This is a genomic window from Neisseria sicca (genome assembly GCF_003044565.1).
GTDB lineage: Bacteria > Pseudomonadota > Gammaproteobacteria > Burkholderiales > Neisseriaceae > Neisseria > Neisseria sicca_A.
The window spans coordinates 257632-280266 of sequence record NZ_POXG01000003.1 but is presented as its reverse complement, the minus strand read 5'-3'; the positions used below and the strand labels follow the sequence as shown (position 1 = coordinate 280266).

Genomic DNA, 22635 nt, shown 5'->3' with positions numbered 1-22635 from the left:
GTTTCGAAACATGGATTGAAGGCAGAACCAAAACATGACCGCTTCCCCTATCCTTCCCAATCGTATCCGCCGATTTCTTGAATGATAGTTTCAGACGACCTTCGGGGTCGTCTGAAAACCATACAAACCTTACAGCAACACTTTCTCCACGCCGCCATTGTTGGCTTTTTTCACAAACTCGTCCAGCCAGTTTTCGCCGAGAATATGTTTCGCCATTTCGATGACGATATAGTCGGCGGGCATGTGGTTGTCGTCGGCGTAGCGGCTCAGACCTTGCAGGCAGGCGGGGCAGGAGGTGAGCATTTTGACGGGTTCGCCCTGCGGCAGCTCTTTGAGGTTTTTCTCGATTTCTTCCTGTTTGCGGAATTTGACTTGGGTGGCGATGTCGGGCCGTTTGACGGCAAACATGCCGGATTCGCCGCAGCAGCGGTCGCTTAAGACGACTTTCTGCCCCATGAGGCTGCTTGCCATTTGGGTGGCGTTCATGGTTTTGATGGGCGTGTGGCAGGGGTCGTGGTAGAGGTATTGCTGACCTTTCACGCCGTTCAGTTGCACGCCTTTTTCGAGCAGGTATTCGTGGATGTCGATGATGCGGCAGCTGGGGAAGATTTCTTCAAAGCGGTATTTTTCGAGCTGGTCGTAGCAGGTGCCGCAACTGACGACAACGGTTTTGATGTCGAGGTAGTTGAGGGTGTTCGCCATGCGGTGGAAGGCGACGCGGTTGTTGGTGCTCATTTGCTCGGCTTTTGCTTTGTTGCCGCCCGCGTCCTGCGGATAGCCGCAACACATATAACCTGGCGGCAGGACGGTTTGTACGCCGACGTGCCAGAGCATGGCTTGGACGGCGAGTCCGATTTGGCTGAACAGGCGCTCAGAACCGCAGCCGGGGAAGTAGAACACGGCTTCGGCATCTTCAGGCGCGGCGGGATTGCGGATGATGGGGATGCTTTTGTCGTCTTCGATGCCGAGCATGGAGCGTGGTGTTTTGGCGGGTACGCTTTTGGGCAAAGGACGGTTGATGAAGTGGATGATTTGTTCTTTGACCGGTGCGGTGCCGACGGTGGCTTTGGGTTCGGCTTTTTGTTTTTTGGTGCCGACGGGCAGCAGTTTGCCGATTTTGTAAGCGAAGTTCTGCGCGGGGAAACCGGTTTGTATCATGGCGGCGCGCAGGGCTTTGATGGTTTTCGGGCCGGTAGCGTTCAGGAATGCCATACCCATCGATGCGGCGGGGGCGAAGCGTTTGTGGCCGGAGTCGGCAAGGTAGTTGCGGATGGCTACGGTTACGTCGCCGAAGTCGATGTTGACGGGGCAGGGTTTGACGCAGCGGTGGCACACGGTGCAGTGGTCGCCGATGTCCATGAGTTCTTCGAAATGTTTGATGGAAACGCCGCGGCGGGTTTGTTCTTCGTATAAAAAGGCTTCGGTCAACAGCCCCACGCCGAGGATTTTGTTGCGCGGGCTGTACAGCAGGTTGGCACGCGGGACGTGGGTGGAGCAGACGGGTTTGCATTTGCCGCAGCGCAGGCAGTCTTTGACGGAATCGGCGATGGTGCCGAGGTCTGATTTTTCCATAATCAGCGATTCCGCGCCCAAAAGCTCGAAAGACGGCGTGTAGGCGTTGCGCAGGTCCGAGCCTTTCATCAGTTTGTGACGGTTGAAGGTATGCTTTGGATCGACTTGGTTTTTGTAGTCCCAAAACGGCTGCAAATCTTCATCGGTCAGAAATTCGAGCTTGGTGATGCCGATGCCGTGTTCGCCGGAAATCACACCGCCTAGCGAGCGGGCGATTTTCATGATGCGTTCGACCGAGCGGTAGGCGGTCTGAAGCATTTGGGCGTCGTCTGAATTGACGGGGATGTTGGTGTGGACGTTGCCGTCGCCGGCGTGCATGTGCAGGGCGACGAAGACGCGACCGCGTACGGTTTTGGCGTGGATTTTGCCCAAGCCTTCGATGATTTTGGTGTCGGTTTTGCCGCTGAAGATTTCGGCGAGTGGTTTCATTACGTCGTCTTTGACGGAAACGCGCAGGCGGAAGTCGCGGAATGCGGTGAAACAGCTCTCGTCGTCTTTGGCTTCGGGCGCGGCATGGACGGCTGCGCCGTAGCGGGCTTTGTAGTCGGCAAGCGGCGTGTCCAGATGGGCGAGCAACCAGTCCCAACGCTCTTTAACGGCGGAAACGTGGGCAAGGGCGTGTTTGCCGCGTTCGCCCAAAAGTTCGGCAGTCGGCAGGTCCGTGCCCATTTTGTCGATAGGGAGCTTGCCCGAAAGATATTGCTCCAATGCGGCGCACAGAGTGAGTTTGTTTTGGATGGAAAGCTCGATGTTGATGCGTTCGATACCGTCCGAATACTCGCCCAGCCGCTCCAGCGGAATCACTACGTCTTCGTTGATTTTAAAGGCGTTGGTGTGTTTGGCGATGGCGGCGGTGCGGCTGCGGTCGAGCCAGAAGGTTTTGCGCGCTTCGGGCGACACGGCGATAAAGCCTTCGCCGTCGCGGGCGCGGGCAAGTTCGCAGATGTGTTCGGCGGCTGCCTCTACGGCGGCTTCGTCGTCTGAAACCACGTCCGCCAGCAAGACCATTTTCGGTCGCCCCTTGCCTGCCGCTTTGGTGGCGTAGCCGACGGCGCGGACATAACGCCAGTCCAAATGTTCCAAACCCGCCAGCCGCACGCTGTCGTGGGCGAGCAGGAAATCGCGGATTTCGACGATGGACGGCGTAGCGGTGGCGACCGTACCGAAAAACTCCATACACACGGTGCGCGTGTGTTTCGGCATTATATGCAACACGAAGGCGACGCTGGTGATGATGCCGTCCGTGCCTTCTTTCTGCACGCCGGGCAGGCCGCTCAAGAATTTGTCGGTAACGTCTTTGCCCAAACCGACTTTGCGGAATTTGTGGCCGGGGATTTCCAAGCGTTCGGTTTTAACGATATTGCGGCCGTCTGAATCCAGCGTGTGAACGTCGAACACGGCAGTTTCTTCGTCGTGGATTTTGCCGAAATTGTGGCGCACGCGCTCGATGCGCAGCCATTCGCCCTGCGGGTTGACCATCTGCCAGTAGGCGAGGTTGTCCAACGCCGTCCCCCACAACACGGCTTTTTTGCCGCCCGCGTTCATCGCCACATTGCCGCCCACGCAGGACGCGTCGGCGGAAGTCGGATCGACGGCGAACACCAAACCCGCCTGATGCGCGGTTTCTTCCACCCGTCGCGTTACCACACCCGCGCCGCAATGGATAATCGGATGTTTGCCGTCCAAACCTGCCAGTTCGACAAATTCGACGCCGCGATGCTTGTCCAGCTTTTCCGTATTGATGACCGCGCTCATGGCATCCAAAGGCACGGCGCCGCCGGTATAACCCGTGCCGCCGCCGCGCGGGATAATGACCAAATCCAGCTCAATTAAGGCGCGCACCAAGGGCGCGATTTCCGCTTCCGTATCGGGATTGACGACGACAAACGGATATTCGACGCGCCAGTCGGTCGCATCGGTAACGTGCGTTACCCGCGCCAGCCCGTCGAACATGATATTGTGCGGCTTGGTGATTTTGCTCAAACGCTCCAAAATCTGCCGCCGCTTTTGGCGCGTTTCGTCAAAACTGCCGTCAAAACGCTCGACCGCCTTTTCCGCCGCCGCCACCAATACATCGACTTGCGGATTGTCGTCGCGGCGTTTGCGGATTTCGTTCAACCGGTGGCGCATTTCCCGCACCAGCGCGGCGCGGCGTTTCGGATGCTCCAGCAAATCATCGACCAGATACGGATTGCGCACGACCACCCAAATATCGCCCAACACTTCAAACAACATCCGCGCCGAACGCCCCGTCCTGCGCTGTCCGCGCAAGTCCTGCAGAATCTGCCACGCCTCATCGCCCAACAGGCGGATGACGATTTCGCGGTCGGTGTAGGAAGTATAGTTGTAGGGAATTTCCCGAATACGCTGCGGGGCGGTAGTCGTGGTCATGGTGGCGGTGTGTCCGTATGATTATTGGTACGGCGAAACTGCGGAAAGCTGCGGCATGATTTCGCCGTATTTTTATGAAAAGGTCGTCTGAAAGTGCATCTTCAACGAAATTAAAATGATTTTTAAAACAATCAGACAACTCGTGGGAAAAGCGATAATGTAGTTTAAATTCCGATGTTTTTCAACGGAAAAGGCGAAAAATGTTTCAATAGGAATAATTTTCAAAAAGGCAGATATTGTTGACAATTTTAGGGTAAAAAGACTTTTCAGACGACCTTTGACGCCGCCGCGCTTGAGTTTTCCTGTAAAACAGTTATAATGCCACTCTCTTACGGCGGGTCTCCCCGCATGGTAATTCGGAACACCGGGTCAGGGGCGGAAGCCAGCAGCCCACTCCGATGCGTCAGTGCCGGGGGTCTGGCTCGCCACCCTATTAAAAAACACCGAAGATGGATTGGTCTTCGGTGTTTTTGCTTTTGTAGAATCCGGGATGGGAAAAGGTCGTCTGAACATTTTCAGACGACCTTTTCGTTCATGTCGATTTAAACATCTTCTTTAATCAGCGATTTGGACAATTCCTCCAAAGGCACGCCTTTGGTTTCCGGCATCATCGTCATCACGAAGACGAGCTGCAACACCATCATCGCCGTAAAGCAGACGAATACCCAACCCGCCCCGATGCTGCCGAACAGGAACGGAATGGCGGCGGGAATAGCGGCGGCAAGCACCCAGTGGGTCGAGCTGCCCAACGCCTGACCTTGCGCACGCAGGTGGCTGGGGAAAATTTCGGAGATAAACACCCAAATCACCGTACCCTGACCGATGGCGTGTGCGGCGATAAAGAGGAAGAAAAAGAGCGGAACCGCCATGCCCTTCCAGCCGAGAAAGAAGGCAAGCGATACCAAACCGAGCGAAATGATGTAGCCGAACGAGCCGATATACATCAGTTGGCGGCGTCCGAATTTATCGATTAACGCCAAGCCGACAAACGTGAAAATCAGGTTGACCAAGCCCACGCCCACGCTGCCGCCCAATGCCGCGCTTTTTCCCAAACCGGCGATTTCAAAAATACGCGGTGCGTAGTAGAGGAAGGCGTTGATGCCCGACATTTGGTTGAAAAACGCAATCAGGAATGCCAGCAAAACAGGCAGGCGGTATTTTTTCAACCACAGACTCTCTTTTTTACCACTGTCTTCGCGGGTGGAGGCGACCAATTCCTCAATATCCGCATCAGGATTGACCAGGGCAAGCACTTTGCGCGCTTCGTCGATACGCCCTTTCATGACCAACCAACGCGGCGAAAGCGGAATGCTCAACACCATGACCGTATAAATCAAGGCAGGGACGACTTGCACGCCCAGTATCCAACGCCAAGTGTTCTCGCCCAAATTCAGACCGGAGAAAATATAGTTGGAAAGATAGGCAATCAGGATACCGAAGACGATGTTGAATTGATACATCGCCACCAAGCGTCCGCGTTTTTCGGCGGGTGCGATTTCGGTAACGTAGGCAGGCGCGGCAATGGTCGATGCGCCGATACCCAAGCCGCCGATGAAGCGGAAGAAGGCGAAGGAATAAGGGTCGTTGACCAAGGCAGAACCGAGCGCACCGACGACATACAATGCGCCGATGACGACCAGCGTTTTTTTACGTCCGAATTTGTCGGTCGGTATGCTGCCAAAGAGCGCACCAATGACCGTACCCCAAAGCGCGGATGACATAACGACCAAGCCGTGGAACCAATCCGGGCTTTTCCACAATTCCTGCAATGCCTGATCCGCGCCGGAAATCACGACGGTATCGAAGCCGAACAGGAAACCCGCCAGCGCGACCGTAATGGACCATCTGAGAAGTTTTGACTGATTCATGAAGCGTCCTCACTTGATTGACAGTTAAGAAAACCCTACCCGCCGCGCTCCGTACAAACGGAAAGCGGGGCGGCAAAACTTCTGTTTTCAGCCGGTTTTAGTAACGTGCTATCAGGCAAGACGCGCTTGAGATTTTGGTTGGAAGAATAGAAAGGCGCGGCTGATGTTATTGTTGTGAAGCATTTTTTTATTGATAAGAGGTCGGGTCATTATGTTTTAAAACATTTTCACTGACAAGCTGCGATCCGCGTCATATTTGATTCTCCACAAAGTTTGCGCTGAAAAGGCAAAAGGTCGTCTGAAAAGGCGGAACTTGGCTTCAATAGGCTTACGATGCGTGTTGTCCAGCCGGATTCCGTTTTCAGACGACCTTTCCGCCCAATGCTTAATGAAGATAATGCTTAAGCGGTTTTCTCGCTGGCACGCCCTAAGTAAATGGCAATCAGGGTCAACACGGCGCCGCTCCATTGGAGGGCGTTGATCGGTTTATCCAACCAAAAATAGTCTATCAGCAAGGCGGCGACAGGCTCGGAGAGCAGCAGCAGTCCGGTCAGCGAGAATGACAATAAGGGAATGGCGTAGGCTATCATACCCCATGCGAAACACTGCATCACCGCGCCGTAAATCAATACCAGCCCGATATCGCGCATGGTGGCGGGATAGAGGGCGTGGCTGTCAAACAATATGGACGGGATGATGAGGGATAACGCGCCGCCAAAGCTCAAAATCATCATCATCGGGAACAGGGAGGTTTTCTCGATTTGGTGGGTTTTGTGGATACACACCATAGACAATGCGAGCATCCCGCCCGAAGTGATGCCGCTGATAAAGCCCCAGACGGCGTTGCCGTTGTGTCCGAACTCAGGACTGCCGATAAGTGCGACGCCGCTGATGGCGAGAATGAGGCTGAACATTTGCGGTTTGCTCAAGCGTTCGCCGAAAAAGAAGAAACCGATGGCGGAGAGGAAAAATATCTGCAAGCTGTTGAGCAAGGTGGAAATACCGGGACCGACGGCGTGTATGCTTTCGTGCCACAGCGACAGGTCAAATGCCAGAAACACGCCGGAGAGCATGGCGGTGTAGATGGCTTTTCTGCTTTTGGGCAGCTTTTGCCCAAAGAGGCGCGACAGCAGCCAGAAAATCACCGCCGCTATCGCCAGCCGCCAAAATGCGATGGCGTAAGAGCCGACTTCGACAAACTTGACAATCAAGCTGCCTAATCCGAAAACGACGCAGCCGACGACCAGCAAAGGGGCGGCATGCGAATGATGCGGCTTATTCATAACGTTCTCTATTCTCTTTGTTTTATATGGCGGATTTGAAATCTGCCGATTAAGCGTTCAAATCGCTCATGTTCCACGACTTCTCCTATTAAAAATAGTATTGAACATAAAATTTTAGTAACTCATGTTATTTCAAAGGTCTCTAGTTCTGTCAAAAAGCTGAGCAAATGGTCGTCTGAATTTAAAGTTTCAGACGACCTTTGTTTTTAAGTTATTTACCTTTTATGTCAACCAACCCATAGGCTACCAAATAACTTTCCCGAAACGCTTTTGGTGTTACTTAGAAAATGTGGGCAAATTTTGCCGATAGTTAACAAATAAACGTAGGGGGGATTAATACGATCTTTTGGCATCTTTTGCATTACACCCCCAACTTCAAAGCTTTAAGCCGTTGTTTAATGTTTCGCCAGTTTGGGAGAAAGTTATCTATATGTGCCATAAAACGGGCGTTATGGTGGCGTTCAAGCAAGTGGGTCAGTTCGTGAACGACAACGTATTCTAAGCATTCGGGCGGTTTTTTTGCGAGTTCCAGATTCAACCAAATGCTAGCGGTGTCGGTATTACAACTACCCCAAAGGGTTTTCATTTTTTTCACGCCGAAACGTTTGGCGGTTACCCCCATTTTTGGCTGCCACTTTGCCAAAAGTTTGGCAATTTCCCGTTTTAACTCGTTGCGGTAAAAGGTTTCAATTACGGCAGTTTGGTTTTTAAAGTTAGTGTTGGGACGAACAAACAACTTGATTTTGCGATGCTCAACTTCAAGGCGGTGTCTACCTGTAGTTGGTAGCACTTCCAATAAATACCGCTTACCCCAAAGATAATGGCTTTCACCCGACACTATTTCACGCGTGGTTTCCCGGGCTTGGTTTTCAAATATACTCTGCTGTTTTTTAATCCACAGCAAACGGCTTGCTACCGCCATCTTCACCGCATCATCACTCATTTTAAGTGGTGCGGACACCCGAACTACACCGCTTGGTGGCAACACGCTAATATGCAGATTCTTAATTGCTTTTCTGCGTACTTCCACACTTAGATTGCCGATTTGCATATTAAGCTCCGTATTCCGCCTGTTTGATAATCAGTTCAAACACTTCATCAATATCCAGCCCTTTTTCATCGGTGAGCGGCTTGAGTTGAGCTTTCAGGCGTTTTTGCTTCATTTTGTTGGTGAGATAACCGTCCTGTTTGTTTGTTTGAATAGCGTGATCCAGGCTCAGCACCCAATCAGTATCCTGGCTAAAATTGTCAAAAATTGCCTGTTTGCCCGGTGTGTTGATTTCTTTCGGGTAATTGCTGCCCTGCGGTCGTTTTACCTGCTCGGCAAGGCGTGCCATTTCTTCTAGATACTTCTTATAGTCAACGACTTCCTGTTTACGCTGTTCGATCAATTCGTCCAGCAACACTGACATTTTCTCAAAATATTTAGGATTGGTCGGGTTTTCATCCACAATGGTTTTGCGGATATTATTCTCGATAGTTTCCGCCATACTTTTTTTATCTTTAAGTTCTTCGGGCAAATCTTCCACTATATCCGCGCCACGGCTGACCAGCAAATCCAACAACCCCACATTGTCAAAAGTATCCAGCCGTTCGCTGTCTTCGGCACGCACATATTGGTTGATTAAATAACGCATATCCGCATCAACTGTTTTAAAATCCACATAATCGCCGCTGGCAATTTTCAATTCGTCCCGCAAGTCAGTGATATTTTTTACCCGCTTGTGCCATTCTTCAGCTTGGATTTTATTGTAACCGGCTTCGACCAATTCATTAGCAATCGCCCCATAGGCGCGAATTAATTTTGCTGCTGCCCGATAAAACGCCAAACGTTTGCTTTGGTATTCAGTTTGCAGGTTGGTTTTATCGTCTGCGCCGCAAAAATAGGCTTTGTACTCGGGGAAGGTTTTCGGAGCTAGCACGTTTTCCGTCATCATCTGCACCGCTTCCCAAGCCGTTTCCAAATCTTCTTTTGCCGTACTTAAGCGATCTTTAATCAGCCCCTCCACATCAGATGGCTCATAGCCTTCAAAGGCTTCTTGGGTGAAATCTTTAAACGCCTTTTCTAAGGACTTGAACAAATCCCGATAATCCACCACATAGCCGTAAGTTTTCGATTCACCGTCCAAACGGTTCACCCGACAAATAGCTTGGAAAAGGTTATGGTCTGCCATTTTTTTGTCGATATAGAGATAAGTCGCCGAAGGCGCATCAAAACCTGTTAAAAGTTTGTCCACCACAATCAGCAGCTTCATTTGTGCAGGCTGCTCGATAAAGCGTTTTTTTACATCAGTTTCAAACTGTTCCACCAATGCTGCTGCTTTTTCTTCGCCCTCCCGATAATAATCGGCAATCATCTTGCGATAGATACTGTATTTAAACAGCTCTTCATTTTGCGCTTGAGCGGAAACCGCATTTTTGGCAGCCTGAGCATCGGGCTTGAAGCTGGTTACAATCGCTACCTTGTTTTTCAAACCGCTTTGGGCAAACAACTCATAACATTGGCACGCCTCATAGACGCTGGCGCAAACCAAAATCGCATTGCCGCTGCCGTCTGAAAGTCGTGGCTTGATTTCCATATCCAGCAAAATGTCATCCACGATTTTTTCCGAGCGGTTTTTAGACGACAACAATTTCTGCATTGTCCCCCAGCGTTGTTTGAGTTGGTTTTTGGCGATATCGGTCATACCGCGCGTTTTTACATCAAACCAATCATCGACCCGTTTGCGGGAAGATAGCGACTGCTCAATATCTCGCGCTTCGTAAAGCAGGTCTAACACCACACCGTCCTTAACCGCTTCGTTAAATTTATAGGTGTGGATAAAACCGCCGAATACTTCCACAGACTGTTTTTTGTCCGTTTTCAGAAGTGGCGTGCCTGTAAAGCCGACAAATATTGCATCGGGTAATAGGGATTTCATCGCTTCGTGCAATTTGCCCGATTGGGTACGGTGGCATTCATCCACGAACACTACAATCTTACCCTTCGGCGCAAAACCGCCTTTCGCCGTACGAATATTGTTTAAAAAATCGTTCAATTCCGCATCGTTTTCTACCTCTGTCTCTTCACGGCTGCCGAATTTATGCACTAGCGAACAAATCAACGAATGCTTATTTTCATTTAATACGTTGAGCAAATCCTTACCACTTTTGGTGCGGTAGATTTCATTTTGCGTGTTTTCAAATACCTTTTTAATCTGCTCGTCCAGCTCCGTACGATCGGTAATAATCAGCACCCGATGATTATCACCCCGTTCCAAAATCCACTGTGCCAACCACACCATTGTCAGGCTTTTGCCGCTGCCTTGCGTATGCCAAATAATACCGCCTTGCCGCTGATTTAATCTCGCCTGAGCCGCCTTAATGCCAAAATACTGATTCGGACGACAGGTTTTTTTTGCTCCATTATCAAACACCATAAAATCGTGCAATATTTCCAAAAAGCGGCTTTTTTCGCACACATGGCTCAAATCAGCGTCCAAATCGCCCAAATTGTCGGGCGCTCCGTCTTCTTTCCACTTCAGATAATACTTTTCGGGCGTTTCAATCACGCCGTAGCGCAAGCCTTCGCTGTCGTTCCCTGCAAACAAAAGCTGCACGGTAGTAAAAAATGTTTCGCAAAATTCCCGCTGCTGATTGGCGATATTTTGGCGTATCCCTTCAGAAACCGACACCGAAGAGCGTTTCAACTCCAACACCGCCACCGCAATACCATTAACATACAACACCACGTCCGGGCGTTTGTCATATTGTGAACCTGGGATGCTCACTTCTTCAGCAACTGAGAAATCATTATTCTGCGGATTTTCCCAATCCACCAACCACACCGTCTGCGTCTGTTCGCCCACGCCCATCTTTACCTTTGCCCCATAACGCAAAAGCTGATAAATATTACCGTTGGCATCATAAAGCCGTCTGCCGCCGCCCAGATGATTCAAATCTTGCAAAGATTTGACCGCACTTTGGGCGAGCGCGTCCGAAACGCCCCGCTTGGCAAGCCACGCCAACAAATCCGCCTCACGGATATTTTTATTCGCCAAGCCTTGCAGGTTGCCCAAATAGCGGTAGCCCAGTTTTTCACAAAACAACGCCACCACGCGGTTTTGAGTGGTGCGTTCCGATTGTCCGATGTCGATGGTCATAGTTTCTTCCTTAAATTTTATTCTAGCGGCAGGCGGATTTTGCCTGTGAGCAACGCCTGCATCATACCCTGTTTAAGCGACTGCGTTTTTTTCAGACGACCTTCTAACGCCTCAATTTCTGCATCCATATCGCTTAACAGTTGGGCGATGGCGGTTTGTTCGGTGGTAGATTTTGGGATAGCTATTTTAAACAACTTTAATCTTGAGCTACTCAATGCAGGTAAAGCAGTGATTTCCACCATGTCACCTAACTTTATTTGTAAAAAACAAAAATATAAAAACTCTGCTGATAAATTACTACATGGAATAAATGCCATCATATTGTTATCAATAAAACTTTTATATTTATTGATACGCTTCCTTTCTAAAAATATAGCTGCCCCTATTTTTGCAAAAATAATCGCATTCTCTGGAATGATTTTCCCTGCGATATTTTTTCTTTCATCTTCATCAATATAGTTGTTTGATAAAGACATAAATTTTTCATTCCCTATATTATTTAAATCGGAAACTTTAAAAACAGGATATTCTCCATCTTTTTTGCCTTGCAAATAGAGCGGGAATCCCACTCCCGACTGGAAATAACCAATTTCCCCCAATTCCACCACTTCCCAATCTTCAGGCAGCAAGCCCTGTTCGGTTTGGCGCGTGGTTTTGGGCGAACCGTCGGGGCGTTGGGCGAAGGCAGACAGGCGGATTTTGCCGCCGAGCAGGTTTTGCATCGCCGAGAGCTTGATTGCCTTCTTTTTGGCGATAAGCGTTTGCAGGCTGCTTATCAGCGCATCGGTATCGCTTAATGCGGTGGCAATTGCGGTTTGTTCGGAGAGTGGAGGCAAACATACGATTTTATTTTTTATCAAATCAGTATTTAAATTCATCTGTGAACCAGTTTGCCCTTGATTTCCCCATTTACTTTCGTATTCTTGTAAAACATAGAACATAAATTCAATATCAAATTGCGGATTTCTAAACACGACAAAACCATCGTGAATACAAATATCTTTTCTATTGATAATAGGTTTTCCAACTGTTGCACAAATACTCATGATTAAGTTATCTTTTGCAACATAACGGCTATTTTTAATTCCTTCTTCTGATAAGTTTTGAATCGTGTTGTATAGATATTTTTCTGATTTTGTAACATCAGAAATTCTTAACCAGCCGACATTAGAGCTTTGGGAAAACCAAATAGGTGAGTCGATTGGTCTTGGCGATGCTCCCCGTTGAATTTCCGCAACACTCCCCAATTCCACAACATCCCAATCCTGTGGAATCTCCCCCAACTCGCTCGCCTTATAGCCTGTTTGTGTTGCCATCTCAGACTCCAAAGCCCATATTTTTGAGGTGAGCATCCACTTTGCGTTGCCATATTTCTACTTCTTGGGCAAGCTCTGCCATCGGGCTGCGGTAGCGGTTTTCCAGTGTGTTCAGGCGGCTAATCAGCTGCTGAATGCTGTTTTCCAAGCGGTTTTCAATGTGGCTTTGTAGCGTAGCAAGCCATTTGTCGTGAACGACAAGCTGCTTGATTTCCTCTTCGGAAAGTTGGCCAAATTGTTTGAAAATAGCAAGGTTTAGGGCTTCGCTTAGAGTTTTGACTGCATCTTTGGCGGTTTTTTCCTGCGTCATCAGTGTTTGGGCTGTTTGTAAAATAGCCCGCTCGCCTTCTTCTATGTCATTTTCTTCCAATGCTGTTTTCAGCAGTTTGGCAGAAAGTTTGCCTTTCGCATCTAATACATCATTAAGTACGCTCTCTTCGCCGCTGTGTTCTTCCAAATGGTTTTCCAATTCTTGGCTTAGGCGTTCCAGCTCGCTTTGTTTTTCTTCCAACTTAGCCAGGTCGTCTGAAAAATAGCGATGGGCAATCAGCTCAGGGGCTATTACTTCACTGCGGTATTTTTTACTGATGCGTTTGGTTTTGGCTTTGCTTTTTTTGTCGGTTTCGGTTTCCTCAAAGACGACGGTCAAGTTGGCGGCTTCATCGCTTTCTTTGGTGATTTCTGCCAAATCTTTGACCGCTGGCCAACCGTCTTGGGCAATTAAATAAACATCGTCTTGCAGGGTTTCCGCCCAGTAGTCCATCAATATTTGGTAGAAATCATATTCTTCAATCAAGCTGCTTGGTTTGAACGCGCCCAGCAGGCTTTCACTCCATTGCTGGATAAGCTCGCTTGGTCTGCTGCTTGGTTGGATGGCAGCAAGGTCGTTTTGAGTGTGCCACGCGGCAAATTTTGCCAAGTGTTCGGCTTTGAAGGCGGCGTAATCGGGATGCGCCAAAATATGGGCTTTGATTTGGCTGCTTTCAATTTTGGCAATGAAGCGTCCGTCGTGTTCGGCAAACAACTCGTTTTTCAGACGACCTAAAACTTGCCAATAGGCTTCCAGCGCGTCCATATCGTGCGCAGGTATGCCGCCATAAAGATGGGCGGCGAGATCTTGCAGATCTTCGACTTCTCCGCTATCTATATAGCGAGGCAGGTTAAGGTTGTAATCTTGGGCAGCGATTTCGCTTAAATGCACCATACGGCTGTAATGGGCGATTTCTTCCTGTTTTGTGAAAGTGTCGATGATTTTATGAATGTCTTGTTCGCGTAGACGATTTTTGTTGCCGTCTTTGATAAAGCCGCGCGATGCGTCAATCATAAACACGCTGCCGCCACTAATGACTTGCCGCGAGCCATCTTCGGCAAACTGAGCAATTTGGGCGTGTTCTTTGTCGATCACGATAATGCAGGCAGGAATGCCTGTTCCGTAAAACAGGTTGGCAGGCAGCCCGATAATGCCCTTTATAAGGCCAAGATTGAGTAATTCCGTGCGGATACGCGCTTCGGCATTGCCGCGAAACAGCACGCCGTGCGGAAGAATAATCGCACCTTTGCCGCTTGGTTTCAGGCTTTTGAGTAGATGCAGCAAAAAGGCGTAATCGCCGTTTTTTTCAGGCGGGATACCGTAACTGAACCGCTCAAAAGGATCATCGGACGGCGTGATGCCGCTTGTCCAGTTTTTGCTGGAAAAAGGCGGATTGGCAACGGCAAAATCGAAGGCCTTAAGCCCACCTCTTTCATCACGGAAAGAAGGATCAGACAAGGTATTCCCGGTATTGATTTCGGCGGTTTCGTTGTTATGCAAAATCATATTCATACGGGCAAGGGATGCGGTCGCCACATCTTTTTCTTGACCGTATAGGCTGATTTGGTTGTTGGCTTGGGCGGCGGCTTTGAGCAGCAGCGAACCCGAGCCGCAGGTCGGGTCGTACACGCTGGTGCTGGACGGGCAATCTGCGCTGATTCCAATAATTTTCGCCATAATGCGCGAGACTTCGGCAGGCGTGTAAAACTGCCCTTTAGATTTACCCGATTCGGTCGCAAAATGGCGCATCAGGTATTCGTAGGCATCACCCAATAAATCGTCATCTTCGGCTTGGTTAGAGGAAAGGTTAAGCTTTTCAAAAATGCCGACCAGTTTGCTCAAACGGTCGATCATCTCCTTGCCTTTGCCCAGTTTGTCTTCGTCGTTGAAGTCGGCAACGTCGATCACGCCTTTTAAGTCGTTGGCTTCGGAAATTTAGGCGATGATCTTATTCAAGCGGTCGCCAATGTCAGCGGTATTTTTGAGATTAACGATGTCGTCAAAAGTCGCCCCGGCGGGTAGCTCAATCATGCCGCCGCCGTGTTTGTGTTTGTCGGAAACATATTTTAAAAACAATAGGGTAAGGACATAGTCTTTATAAAGACTCGCATCCATACCGCCGCGCAATTCGTCGCAGCCAGCCCAAAGTGATGCGTAAAGCTGATTTTTTTTGATTGCCATAAGATTTTGTTTGATAAATAAAAATTAATAGAATCTTAACATAAAAGAGGACTGATTTTTAAGTTTTCTAAATTGAGACCTTTGCCCCCTAAATTTCTACCAAGTCATTTAGGGGATTTTTTGGGGTGCAAAGGTCTCAGATTGAAGTCATTAACCTAAAACTTCTTAAAAACAATTCGTTATATTTTATTTTTTGGATTTGAAATCCGTCGGTTTTATGGGTATTGCTGTGCAGCCGGTTTGCAGAAAGGTCGTCTGAAAACGTGCAACCTGCTTTTCAGACGACCTTTTTACCTTCTGTTCACATCAATCCTGCATCAGCCAATATTGCAGCCCAATTAAGGTTTTGCCGTCTTTGATTTCGTTGTGTTCCAAAGCGGTGCGGACTTCTTCCTTGCTCATCAGGACGGTTTCGGTGATTTCGTCTTCGTCGTTGCTCAAGGTGCTGCCGAGGCGCACGCCTTCTGCTTGGTAGAGGTACATTTTTTCGTCGCAGAAGCCGATGGCGGTGTAGAAGCTGCTGATGAGTTTGACGCTGTCAGCGGTGTACGGGGTTTCTTCCGCCAATTCGCGTAAGGCGCATTCGGCTGGGTCTTCGCCTGCATCGAGTTTGCCGGCGGGCAGCTCGATCGTGGCGATGCCGGCGGCGTAACGCCATTGGCGCACGAGTACGACTTTACCCTCATCTGTAACCGCCAAAACGCAGGCGGCACCGGGATGGCGGATGACGATGCGCTGGCTTTCATTGCCGTTGGGCAGGCGGACTTTGTCGCGGTTGATGCTGACGAATGAACCTTGATAAATTGATTCGCTGCTGAGTTTGGTTTCTTTCAAATCCATTTGCGTGCTTTCTTTGTAAAGTGTGGTACGGGGTCGTCTGAAAATCGGGAATGGGTTTTAACTTCGTTGGAACCGCGTTTTCAGACGACCTTTTGAGTCATGAAAAGGCTCGTCTGAAAACGAGTGAAGCGAGTTTCGCTAAAACGTTCGAAGCGAGTTCCATTAAAATGATTTGTGTCTTTAAACCTTGCTGCGTTCGATTTCAATACCGACTTCTTTGACATCGGGCAGGATGCCGGGCTTGATGATTCTGACGCGTACACTCAACGCGCCGAAATTGTCGAGAATCAGCTTGGCGATGTGTTCTGCCAATGATTCGAGCAAGAGGAAGCTTTGTTCGGCAAGGCTTGCCCTGACGGCTTCGCAGACTTCGCCGTAGTGGACGGTATTGTCGATGTGGTCGTCTTGACCGCTTTGTTCGGGGATGCCGATGTCCAAGTCCAAAATCAGGGTTTGGGGGCGTTCGCGTTCCCAGTCGTACACGCCGATCAGGGTGTCCGCCTTCATGCCGCGTAAAAAGATTTTGTCCATTTGCCTGCCTGTTTTTTTGATAAAATGAGCGTCCCATTTTAAGTAAAGCATCTGAAATGTTCAATGTATCTGCCATTATCGCGGCTTATTTAATCGGTTCGCTGTCGTTTGCCGTCATTGTTTCCAAATATTACGGCATGGACGATCCGCGCACTTACGGCTCGGGCAACCCCGGCGCGACCAATGTTTTGCGCAGCGGCAAGAAAAAGGCAGCGGCGCTGACTTTGCTGGGCGATGCGCTCAAAGGTTTGGTGGCAGTGGTTTTGGCACGCTGTCTGCAAGATGCTTTGAATCTGTCGGACATCGCCATAGCGGCGGTTGCCGTTGCCGCGTTGGTCGGACATATGTGGCCGATATTTTTCGGCTTCAAAGGCGGCAAGGGCGTGGCGACTGCTTTGGGCGTACTGCTGGCGCTTTCTCCCGCAACGGCTTTGGTTTGCGCGGCGATTTGGCTGGTGATGGCGTTCGGCTTTAAAGTGTCCTCGCTTGCAGCACTCGTCGCCACCGTGGCCGCGCCGCTCGTTGCCTTCTGGCTGATGCCCTACTCTTCTTGGGCTTGGGCGACCGTCGTCATCGCCGTGCTGGTGTTGTACCGCCATAAAAGCAATATCCAAAACCTGCTTCAAGGCAAAGAAGGCAAAATCGGAGACAAGGCGGACAAGCCGTAAACCTGATTTTATTTTTCAGACGACCTGTCCGATTGCGGAATGAACCAAGGTCGTCTGAAAACCTTCCAATCTACGCTGCGGCATCGCCTTAACCTGCCGCGCGGTATCGAAAACCGATTTAATCCATTATAATCAAGCTCTTTGGTTTCTTATCCGACTTCCATGTTGAAACGCCCGTTCAAAACCATCCTGACTGCCTTTACCTTAGCCGCGCTGTCTGCCTGCTCGCTGGTCAAGTATCAGCCTGTCGCCACCATCAATAAAATTGATATGAACCAAGGCTATCGTTTTGAAACCAGCCAGTTTCGGCGCGAAGAAGACGACACTTTCATCATCCTAATGCTCTCCGGCGGCGGCACGCGCGCGGCGGCATTGGGCTACGGCGTGTTGGAGCAGCTTCAGCAGCAAAAAGTCACCATCGGCGGCAAAAGCAAATCGCTGATGTCCAATGTCGATTTGGTGGTCGGCGTATCCGGCGGCTCCGTCCTCGCCGCCTACTTCGCGCTCAAAGGCGAAGAAACCATCCCCATGTTTTACAAGCGTTTCCTTCACCAAAACTTCCAACGCCAAGTCGTCAAACAAGCTTTTTCCATGACCAACCTGCCCCGCCTCGCCTCGCCCGAATACGGACGCGGCGACCTCTTGCAGGAGCAGTTTGAAAACCACCTTTTCGGCAAAACCACCTTCCGCGATTTGGAAAGGTACGGCAAAGGCCCGTTCGCCGTCATTTCCGCCACCGACATGGGCGCTGGCGAACGCCTGAATTTCACGCAAGAATACTTCGACCCCATGTGTATCGACTTGGGCGGATTGCGCCTTGCCCGCGCCGTTGCCGCTTCCAGCTCCGTGCCTATGGTGTTCGCTCCGATTACCCTCAACAACAACGGCGGCAACTGCAGCTACACCCTGCCGCCGCAGCTGCAAATGACCGGTCTTGAGTCCCAAAAGCAGCAAAACGCCACCTATCAAGAATTTAAAAACAGGTTCAACAAATACAGCGACAGCAAAACCCGCCCTTACATCCACCTGATAGACGGCGGCCTGACCGACAACCTCGGCATGCGCAGCCTCTTGGACATGACCGAAATCTATCCCGACAAAGTGTTGGAACAACAAATCCGCAGCCGCAACCTGCGCCACATCGTCGTCATCAGCGTCAACGCCCAAAACCAAATCAGCAGCAATATGGACAAAACCGCAGCCGTACCCGGATTCCGCGACGTCGTTACCGCCATCATCAACATCCCCATCGACCAATACACCCAAGAATCCCTGCGCCGCTTCCGCGCCTTTGTCGATCAACGTAACGAAGCCAACCAACAAAGCGGCGACGGAATCAGCTTCTCCTTCGTCAGCCTCAACCTCAAAGACCTGCCTCCGTCCGCATTGCGCGACAAAGTGTTGAACATCCCCACCAGCTTCTACCTCCCGCCCGAAGACGTGGACAACCTGCGAACCGCCGCAGCCGAGCTGATGAAACAGTCACAAGACTACCAAAAACTGCTGCAAGAATTTGCCGCACACCCCAACCCCGAAACCATATTCGCCGAGCCGCCGCCACCCGACCCCAAAGACGGCAAAGCAGCCAAAAAACAAAACAAACCTATCCAATAACCACACCACCACCCTTTCAGACGACCCATAAAACCCAAAGGTCGTCTGAAACACCGAAACGGAACACCCCAATCATGAACGACAAAACCAGCCCCATCGTTACCGACATCAACCGCCCCGTCCTCGTCCCTCCCGGCGGCAACAAAAAAGTCCTCTTGCATTCCTGCTGCGCCCCGTGCAGCGGCGAAGTCATGGAAGCCATGCTCGCCAGCGGCATCGACTACACCATCTACTTCTACAACCCCAACATCCACCCGCTCAAAGAATACATGTTGCGCAAAGAAGAGAACATGCGCTTCGCCGACAAATTCGGCATCCCCTTCATCGACAAAGACGACGACTACGAAAACGACCGCAAAGAATGGTTCGCCAAAGCCAAAGGCATGGAATTCGAACCCGAACGCGGCATCCGCTGCACCATGTGTTTCGACATGCGTTTCGAAAAAGCCGCCCAATACGCCCACGAAAACGGCTTCCCCGTCTTCACCAGCTCGCTGGGCATTTCCCGCTGGAAAAACATGGCGCAAATCAACGACTGCGGTCACCGCGCCGCCGCACCCTACGACGACGTCGTGTATTGGGATTTCAACTGGCGCAAAGGCGGCGGCAGCGCGCGCATGATCGAAATCAGTAAACGCGAACACTTCTACCAACAAGAATACTGCGGCTGCGCCTACTCCCTACGCGACTCCAACGCCCACCGCAAATCGCAAGGCCGCATCCCCATCAAACTCGGCGTACTGTATTACGGCGACGAGTCCACACAATACGAACCCTCGCCTGACGGACAGGCAGCCAAAATCGTCGTGGATAAATAATTGATGTCGGTTTTATATGAAGGAAAAGGTCGTCTGAAAGATTTCAGACGACCTTTTCAACACTTCTCCAACCAAAAAAAGTAACACCCGGCCGTCTAACCGTGTTCTAATAATGCTTTACATTTACGCTGAACGAGAGAAAAGCCATGACCGCACCTCAAACGCCCGTTATCCGCTCCCTGCTCGACACCGACCTGTACAAGTTCACCATGCTTCAGGTGATACTGCACCAATTCCCCCAAACCCACAGCCTTTATGAGTTCCGCTGTCGCAACAAAGACATGGTTTACCCGCTTGCCGACATCCAAAGCGACTTGGAACGAGAACTCGACGCGCTCTGCCAACTGCGCTTTACCCACGACGAACTCGACTACCTGCGCAGCCTGCGCTTCATCAAAAGCGACTTTGTCGACTATCTCGAACTCTTCCAGCTTCAACGCCGCTTCGTCAAAGTCAGCCCCGACAATGAAGGTCGTCTGAATATCCGCATCGAAGGCCCCATGATTCAGGCGATGTTCTTTGAAATCTTCATCCTCGCCATCGTCAACGAACTCTACTTCCGCCGTCTCGAAACCCCCGCCGTCATCGAAGAAGGCGAACGCCGCCTCCAAGCCAAAGCGCAACGCCTCAAAGAAATCTCCGCCGCGCAAAACCCCGACGATCCGCCGTTCCTCATCTCCGACTTCGGCACCCGCCGCCGCTACACCCTCGACTGGCAGGAACACGTCATCCGCACCCTGCTTGAAGCCGCCCCCGACATCGTGCGAGGTACCAGCAACGTTTATCTCGCCAAAAAAATCGGCATCACCCCCATCGGCACGATGGCGCACGAGTTCCTCCAAGCCTTCCAAGCCCTCGACGTGCGCCTGCGCAACTTCCAAAAAGCCGCCCTCGAAAGCTGGGTACACGAATACCGCGGCGACCTCGGCATCGCACTGACCGACGTCGTCGGCATGGACGCATTCCTGCGCGACTTCGACCTCTACTTCGCCAAACTCTTCGACGGTCTGCGCCACGACAGCGGCGACCCCTATGTATGGGGCGACAAAGCGCATGCGCACTATAAAAAACTCAAAATCGACAGCCGCACCAAAATGCTGACCTTCTCCGACGGTCTGGATATCGAGCGCTCATGGGCGTTGCACCAATATTTCAAAGACCGTTTCAAAACCAGCTTCGGTATCGGCACCAACCTCACCAACGACATGGGGCATACCCCGCTGAACATCGTCCTGAAACTCGTCGAGTGCAACGGTCAGTCCGTCGCCAAACTCTCCGACTCTCCGGGCAAAACGATGACCACCAACAACACCTTCCTCGCCTACCTGCGTCAGGTGTTTGACGTTCCCGAGCCGAAGGCAGAGGAGTGATTAATTGAAAAACGGCAAGAGGTCGTCTGAAAACCTTGATTCGAGGTTTTCAGACGACCTTTTTTATAGTGGATTAACTTTAAATCAGGACAAGGCAACGAAGCCGCAGACAGTACAGATAGTACGGAACCGATTCACTTGGTGCTTCAGCACCTTAGAGAATCGTTCTCTTTGAGCTAAGGCGAGGCAACGCCGTACTGGTTTAAAGTTAATCCACTATATCAGACAAATTGACAACAAAACCATCCATCCCAAGCCGCAATCCGCCCTATCCCGATATAGGGCTGTTGTCGTTTATGCAACCATTTCATTTGAGTCATAATGTTGCATTTAAAATTCATTTCAGATATGTCTATTAAGGAGTAAAATAGCCACCGTTTTATTTTGTTATGTTTTGAAAGTATATTTAAATGTCCGCACCTCAATTCGACGTCGCCGTCATCGGCGCAGGTCCTGCAGGCTCGGTAGCATCCGCCCTGCTTCACAAAAAAGGTTATAAAGTCTGCGTGTTGGAAAAACAGCACTTCCCGCGCTTCGTCATCGGCGAAAGCCTGCTGCCGCACTGCATGGAAATGCTGGAAGAAGCCGGTTTTACCGACGCCGTACACGCCGAACCCAGCTTTCAGTTTAAAAACGGCGCGGCGTTTTCATGGGGCAGCCGTTATACCGAATTTGATTTCACTGAAAAATTTTCAGACGGCCCCGGCACGGTTTACCAAGTACGCCGCGGTATTTTCGACAAAATCCTGATCGACGAAGCCGCCAAACAAGGCGTAGAAGTGCGTTTCGGACACGGCGTGACCGCGTTCGACAACAGCGGCGATCTTGCCCGTTTGAGCGTGGAAGCCGACACGGGCGAAAGCTACGAGCTGACCGCGAAATTCGTATTGGACGCCAGCGGCTACGGCCGCGTGCTGCCGCGCCTGCTGGACTTGGAAACACCGTCGCACCTGCCGCCGCGCCAAGCGCATTTCACCCACATCGACGACAACATCACCAACCCGAAATTCGACCGCAGCAAAATCCTGATTATCACCCACCCGCAACACCGCGACGTGTGGATTTGGCTGATTCCCTTCGGCGACAACCGCTGCTCCATCGGCGTGGTCGGCACGCCAGACGTACTCGCGGGCGAATCGGAAACGGTGTTGAAAAAATTTGTCTATGAATGCCCGATGCTGAAAGAAATTCTGGACAAAGCCGTCTGGGAAAACGACTTTCCGTTCCGCTCCATCCAAGGCTATTCCGCCAACGTCAAATCGCTGCACGGCAAGCATTTCGCGCTGTTGGGCAATGCCGCCGAATTCCTCGACCCCGTGTTCTCATCAGGCGTAACCATTGCGCTGCACTCCGCCAAACTCGCCGCCGACCTGTTGGCAAAACAGCTTGAAGGCGGTGCGGTAGACTGGGATGCCGAATTTGCCAAACCGCTGATGATCGGTGTGAACGCGTTCCGCACTTACGTCGACGGCTGGTACGATTTCCGCTTCCAAAACGTCGTGTACGCACCCAACCGCAGCCCTGAAATCAGCCGCATGATTTCTTCCATTTTGGCAGGCTACGCATGGGATACTGAAAATCCGTTCGTAGCAAAATCCGAACAACGCCTGTCCACGCTGGCGGCTTTGGTCGGCGACCTGAAAATCGAATAAGGGGTCAACCGACGCCTTTTTACAACCGCTTCCGCCCCAGTGCGCCAATCGTTGTCCACTGGGGCAAGCTGTTTTACAT

Annotated in this window: 15 protein-coding genes and 1 other RNA gene; 6 read left to right on the top strand and 10 right to left on the bottom strand. The window is 50.8% G+C overall.

Features of this window, described 5'->3' with window-relative positions:
- Nucleotides 1-129: 129 nt before the first annotated feature.
- Complete coding sequence (locus DBZ16_RS08470) at nucleotides 130-3963, bottom strand: DUF3683 domain-containing protein (RefSeq protein ID WP_107813660.1); 3834 nt, start codon at nucleotides 3961-3963, stop codon at nucleotides 130-132.
- A 333-nt stretch (nucleotides 3964-4296) separates the two neighbouring features.
- Here DBZ16_RS08470 and ffs point away from each other — a divergent pair.
- An RNA gene (gene ffs, locus DBZ16_RS08465) (signal recognition particle sRNA small type) lies at nucleotides 4297-4393 on the top strand.
- Between the two features lie 112 nt (nucleotides 4394-4505).
- On the opposite strand, the gene DBZ16_RS08460 is transcribed toward ffs, so the two are convergent.
- From DBZ16_RS08460 to folB, 9 genes are all read right to left on the bottom strand, one after another.
- Nucleotides 4506-5831, bottom strand: a complete 1326-nt coding sequence (locus DBZ16_RS08460) for a sugar porter family MFS transporter (RefSeq protein ID WP_107813659.1) — start codon at nucleotides 5829-5831, stop codon at nucleotides 4506-4508.
- A gap of 401 nt (nucleotides 5832-6232) precedes the next feature.
- Entirely contained in the window at nucleotides 6233-7114 is an 882-nt protein-coding gene (locus DBZ16_RS08455; RefSeq protein WP_107813658.1) for a DMT family transporter, read from the bottom strand.
- A 361-nt stretch (nucleotides 7115-7475) separates the two neighbouring features.
- Nucleotides 7476-8165: a M48 family metallopeptidase gene (locus tag DBZ16_RS08450; RefSeq protein ID WP_107813657.1), complete on the bottom strand. Its 690-nt coding sequence runs from the start codon at nucleotides 8163-8165 to the stop codon at nucleotides 7476-7478.
- A gap of 1 nt (nucleotide 8166) precedes the next feature.
- Nucleotides 8167-11256: a type I restriction endonuclease subunit R gene (locus tag DBZ16_RS08445; RefSeq protein WP_107813656.1), complete on the bottom strand. Its 3090-nt coding sequence runs from the start codon at nucleotides 11254-11256 to the stop codon at nucleotides 8167-8169.
- 17 nt (nucleotides 11257-11273) lie between these two features.
- On the bottom strand, nucleotides 11274-12572 hold the full coding sequence (locus DBZ16_RS08440; RefSeq protein WP_159070315.1) for a restriction endonuclease subunit S: 1299 nt from the start codon (nucleotides 12570-12572) through the stop codon (nucleotides 11274-11276).
- A 1-nt stretch (nucleotide 12573) separates the two neighbouring features.
- A complete protein-coding gene (locus tag DBZ16_RS08435; RefSeq protein ID WP_107813654.1) occupies nucleotides 12574-14790 on the bottom strand; it encodes an N-6 DNA methylase in 2217 nt (738 codons plus the stop codon).
- Between the two features lie 27 nt (nucleotides 14791-14817).
- Nucleotides 14818-15063 (bottom strand): type I restriction-modification system subunit M N-terminal domain-containing protein, encoded by a 246-nt coding sequence (locus DBZ16_RS15855; RefSeq protein WP_107813653.1) that lies wholly within the window; start codon nucleotides 15061-15063, stop codon nucleotides 14818-14820.
- Nucleotides 15064-15369: 306 nt separating this feature from the next.
- Nucleotides 15370-15903 (bottom strand): NUDIX hydrolase, encoded by a 534-nt coding sequence (locus tag DBZ16_RS08425; RefSeq protein WP_107813652.1) that lies wholly within the window; start codon nucleotides 15901-15903, stop codon nucleotides 15370-15372.
- A 180-nt stretch (nucleotides 15904-16083) separates the two neighbouring features.
- Complete coding sequence (folB, locus tag DBZ16_RS08420) at nucleotides 16084-16434, bottom strand: dihydroneopterin aldolase (protein WP_167390276.1); 351 nt, start codon at nucleotides 16432-16434, stop codon at nucleotides 16084-16086.
- Between the two features lie 56 nt (nucleotides 16435-16490).
- Here folB and plsY point away from each other — a divergent pair, with 56 nt between their 5' ends.
- The 5 genes from plsY to DBZ16_RS08390 all read left to right on the top strand — a co-directional run bounded on the left by plsY (nucleotide 16491) and on the right by DBZ16_RS08390 (nucleotide 22556).
- On the top strand, nucleotides 16491-17102 hold the full coding sequence (gene plsY / locus DBZ16_RS08415; RefSeq protein ID WP_107813650.1) for a glycerol-3-phosphate 1-O-acyltransferase PlsY: 612 nt from the start codon (nucleotides 16491-16493) through the stop codon (nucleotides 17100-17102).
- A 162-nt stretch (nucleotides 17103-17264) separates the two neighbouring features.
- Nucleotides 17265-18716 carry a patatin-like phospholipase family protein gene (locus DBZ16_RS08410; RefSeq protein ID WP_107813649.1) on the top strand — a complete coding sequence of 484 codons (1452 nt, stop codon included), beginning with the start codon at nucleotides 17265-17267 and terminating at the stop codon, nucleotides 18714-18716.
- Nucleotides 18717-18790: 74 nt separating this feature from the next.
- Nucleotides 18791-19534 carry an epoxyqueuosine reductase QueH gene (locus tag DBZ16_RS08405; RefSeq protein WP_107813648.1) on the top strand — a complete coding sequence of 248 codons (744 nt, stop codon included), beginning with the start codon at nucleotides 18791-18793 and terminating at the stop codon, nucleotides 19532-19534.
- 146 nt (nucleotides 19535-19680) lie between these two features.
- Nucleotides 19681-20904 (top strand): nicotinate phosphoribosyltransferase, encoded by a 1224-nt coding sequence (gene pncB / locus DBZ16_RS08400; RefSeq protein ID WP_070514765.1) that lies wholly within the window; start codon nucleotides 19681-19683, stop codon nucleotides 20902-20904.
- A gap of 410 nt (nucleotides 20905-21314) precedes the next feature.
- Entirely contained in the window at nucleotides 21315-22556 is a 1242-nt protein-coding gene (locus DBZ16_RS08390) for an NAD(P)/FAD-dependent oxidoreductase (protein ID WP_107813647.1), read from the top strand.
- The last annotated feature ends 79 nt before the right edge of the window (nucleotides 22557-22635 follow it).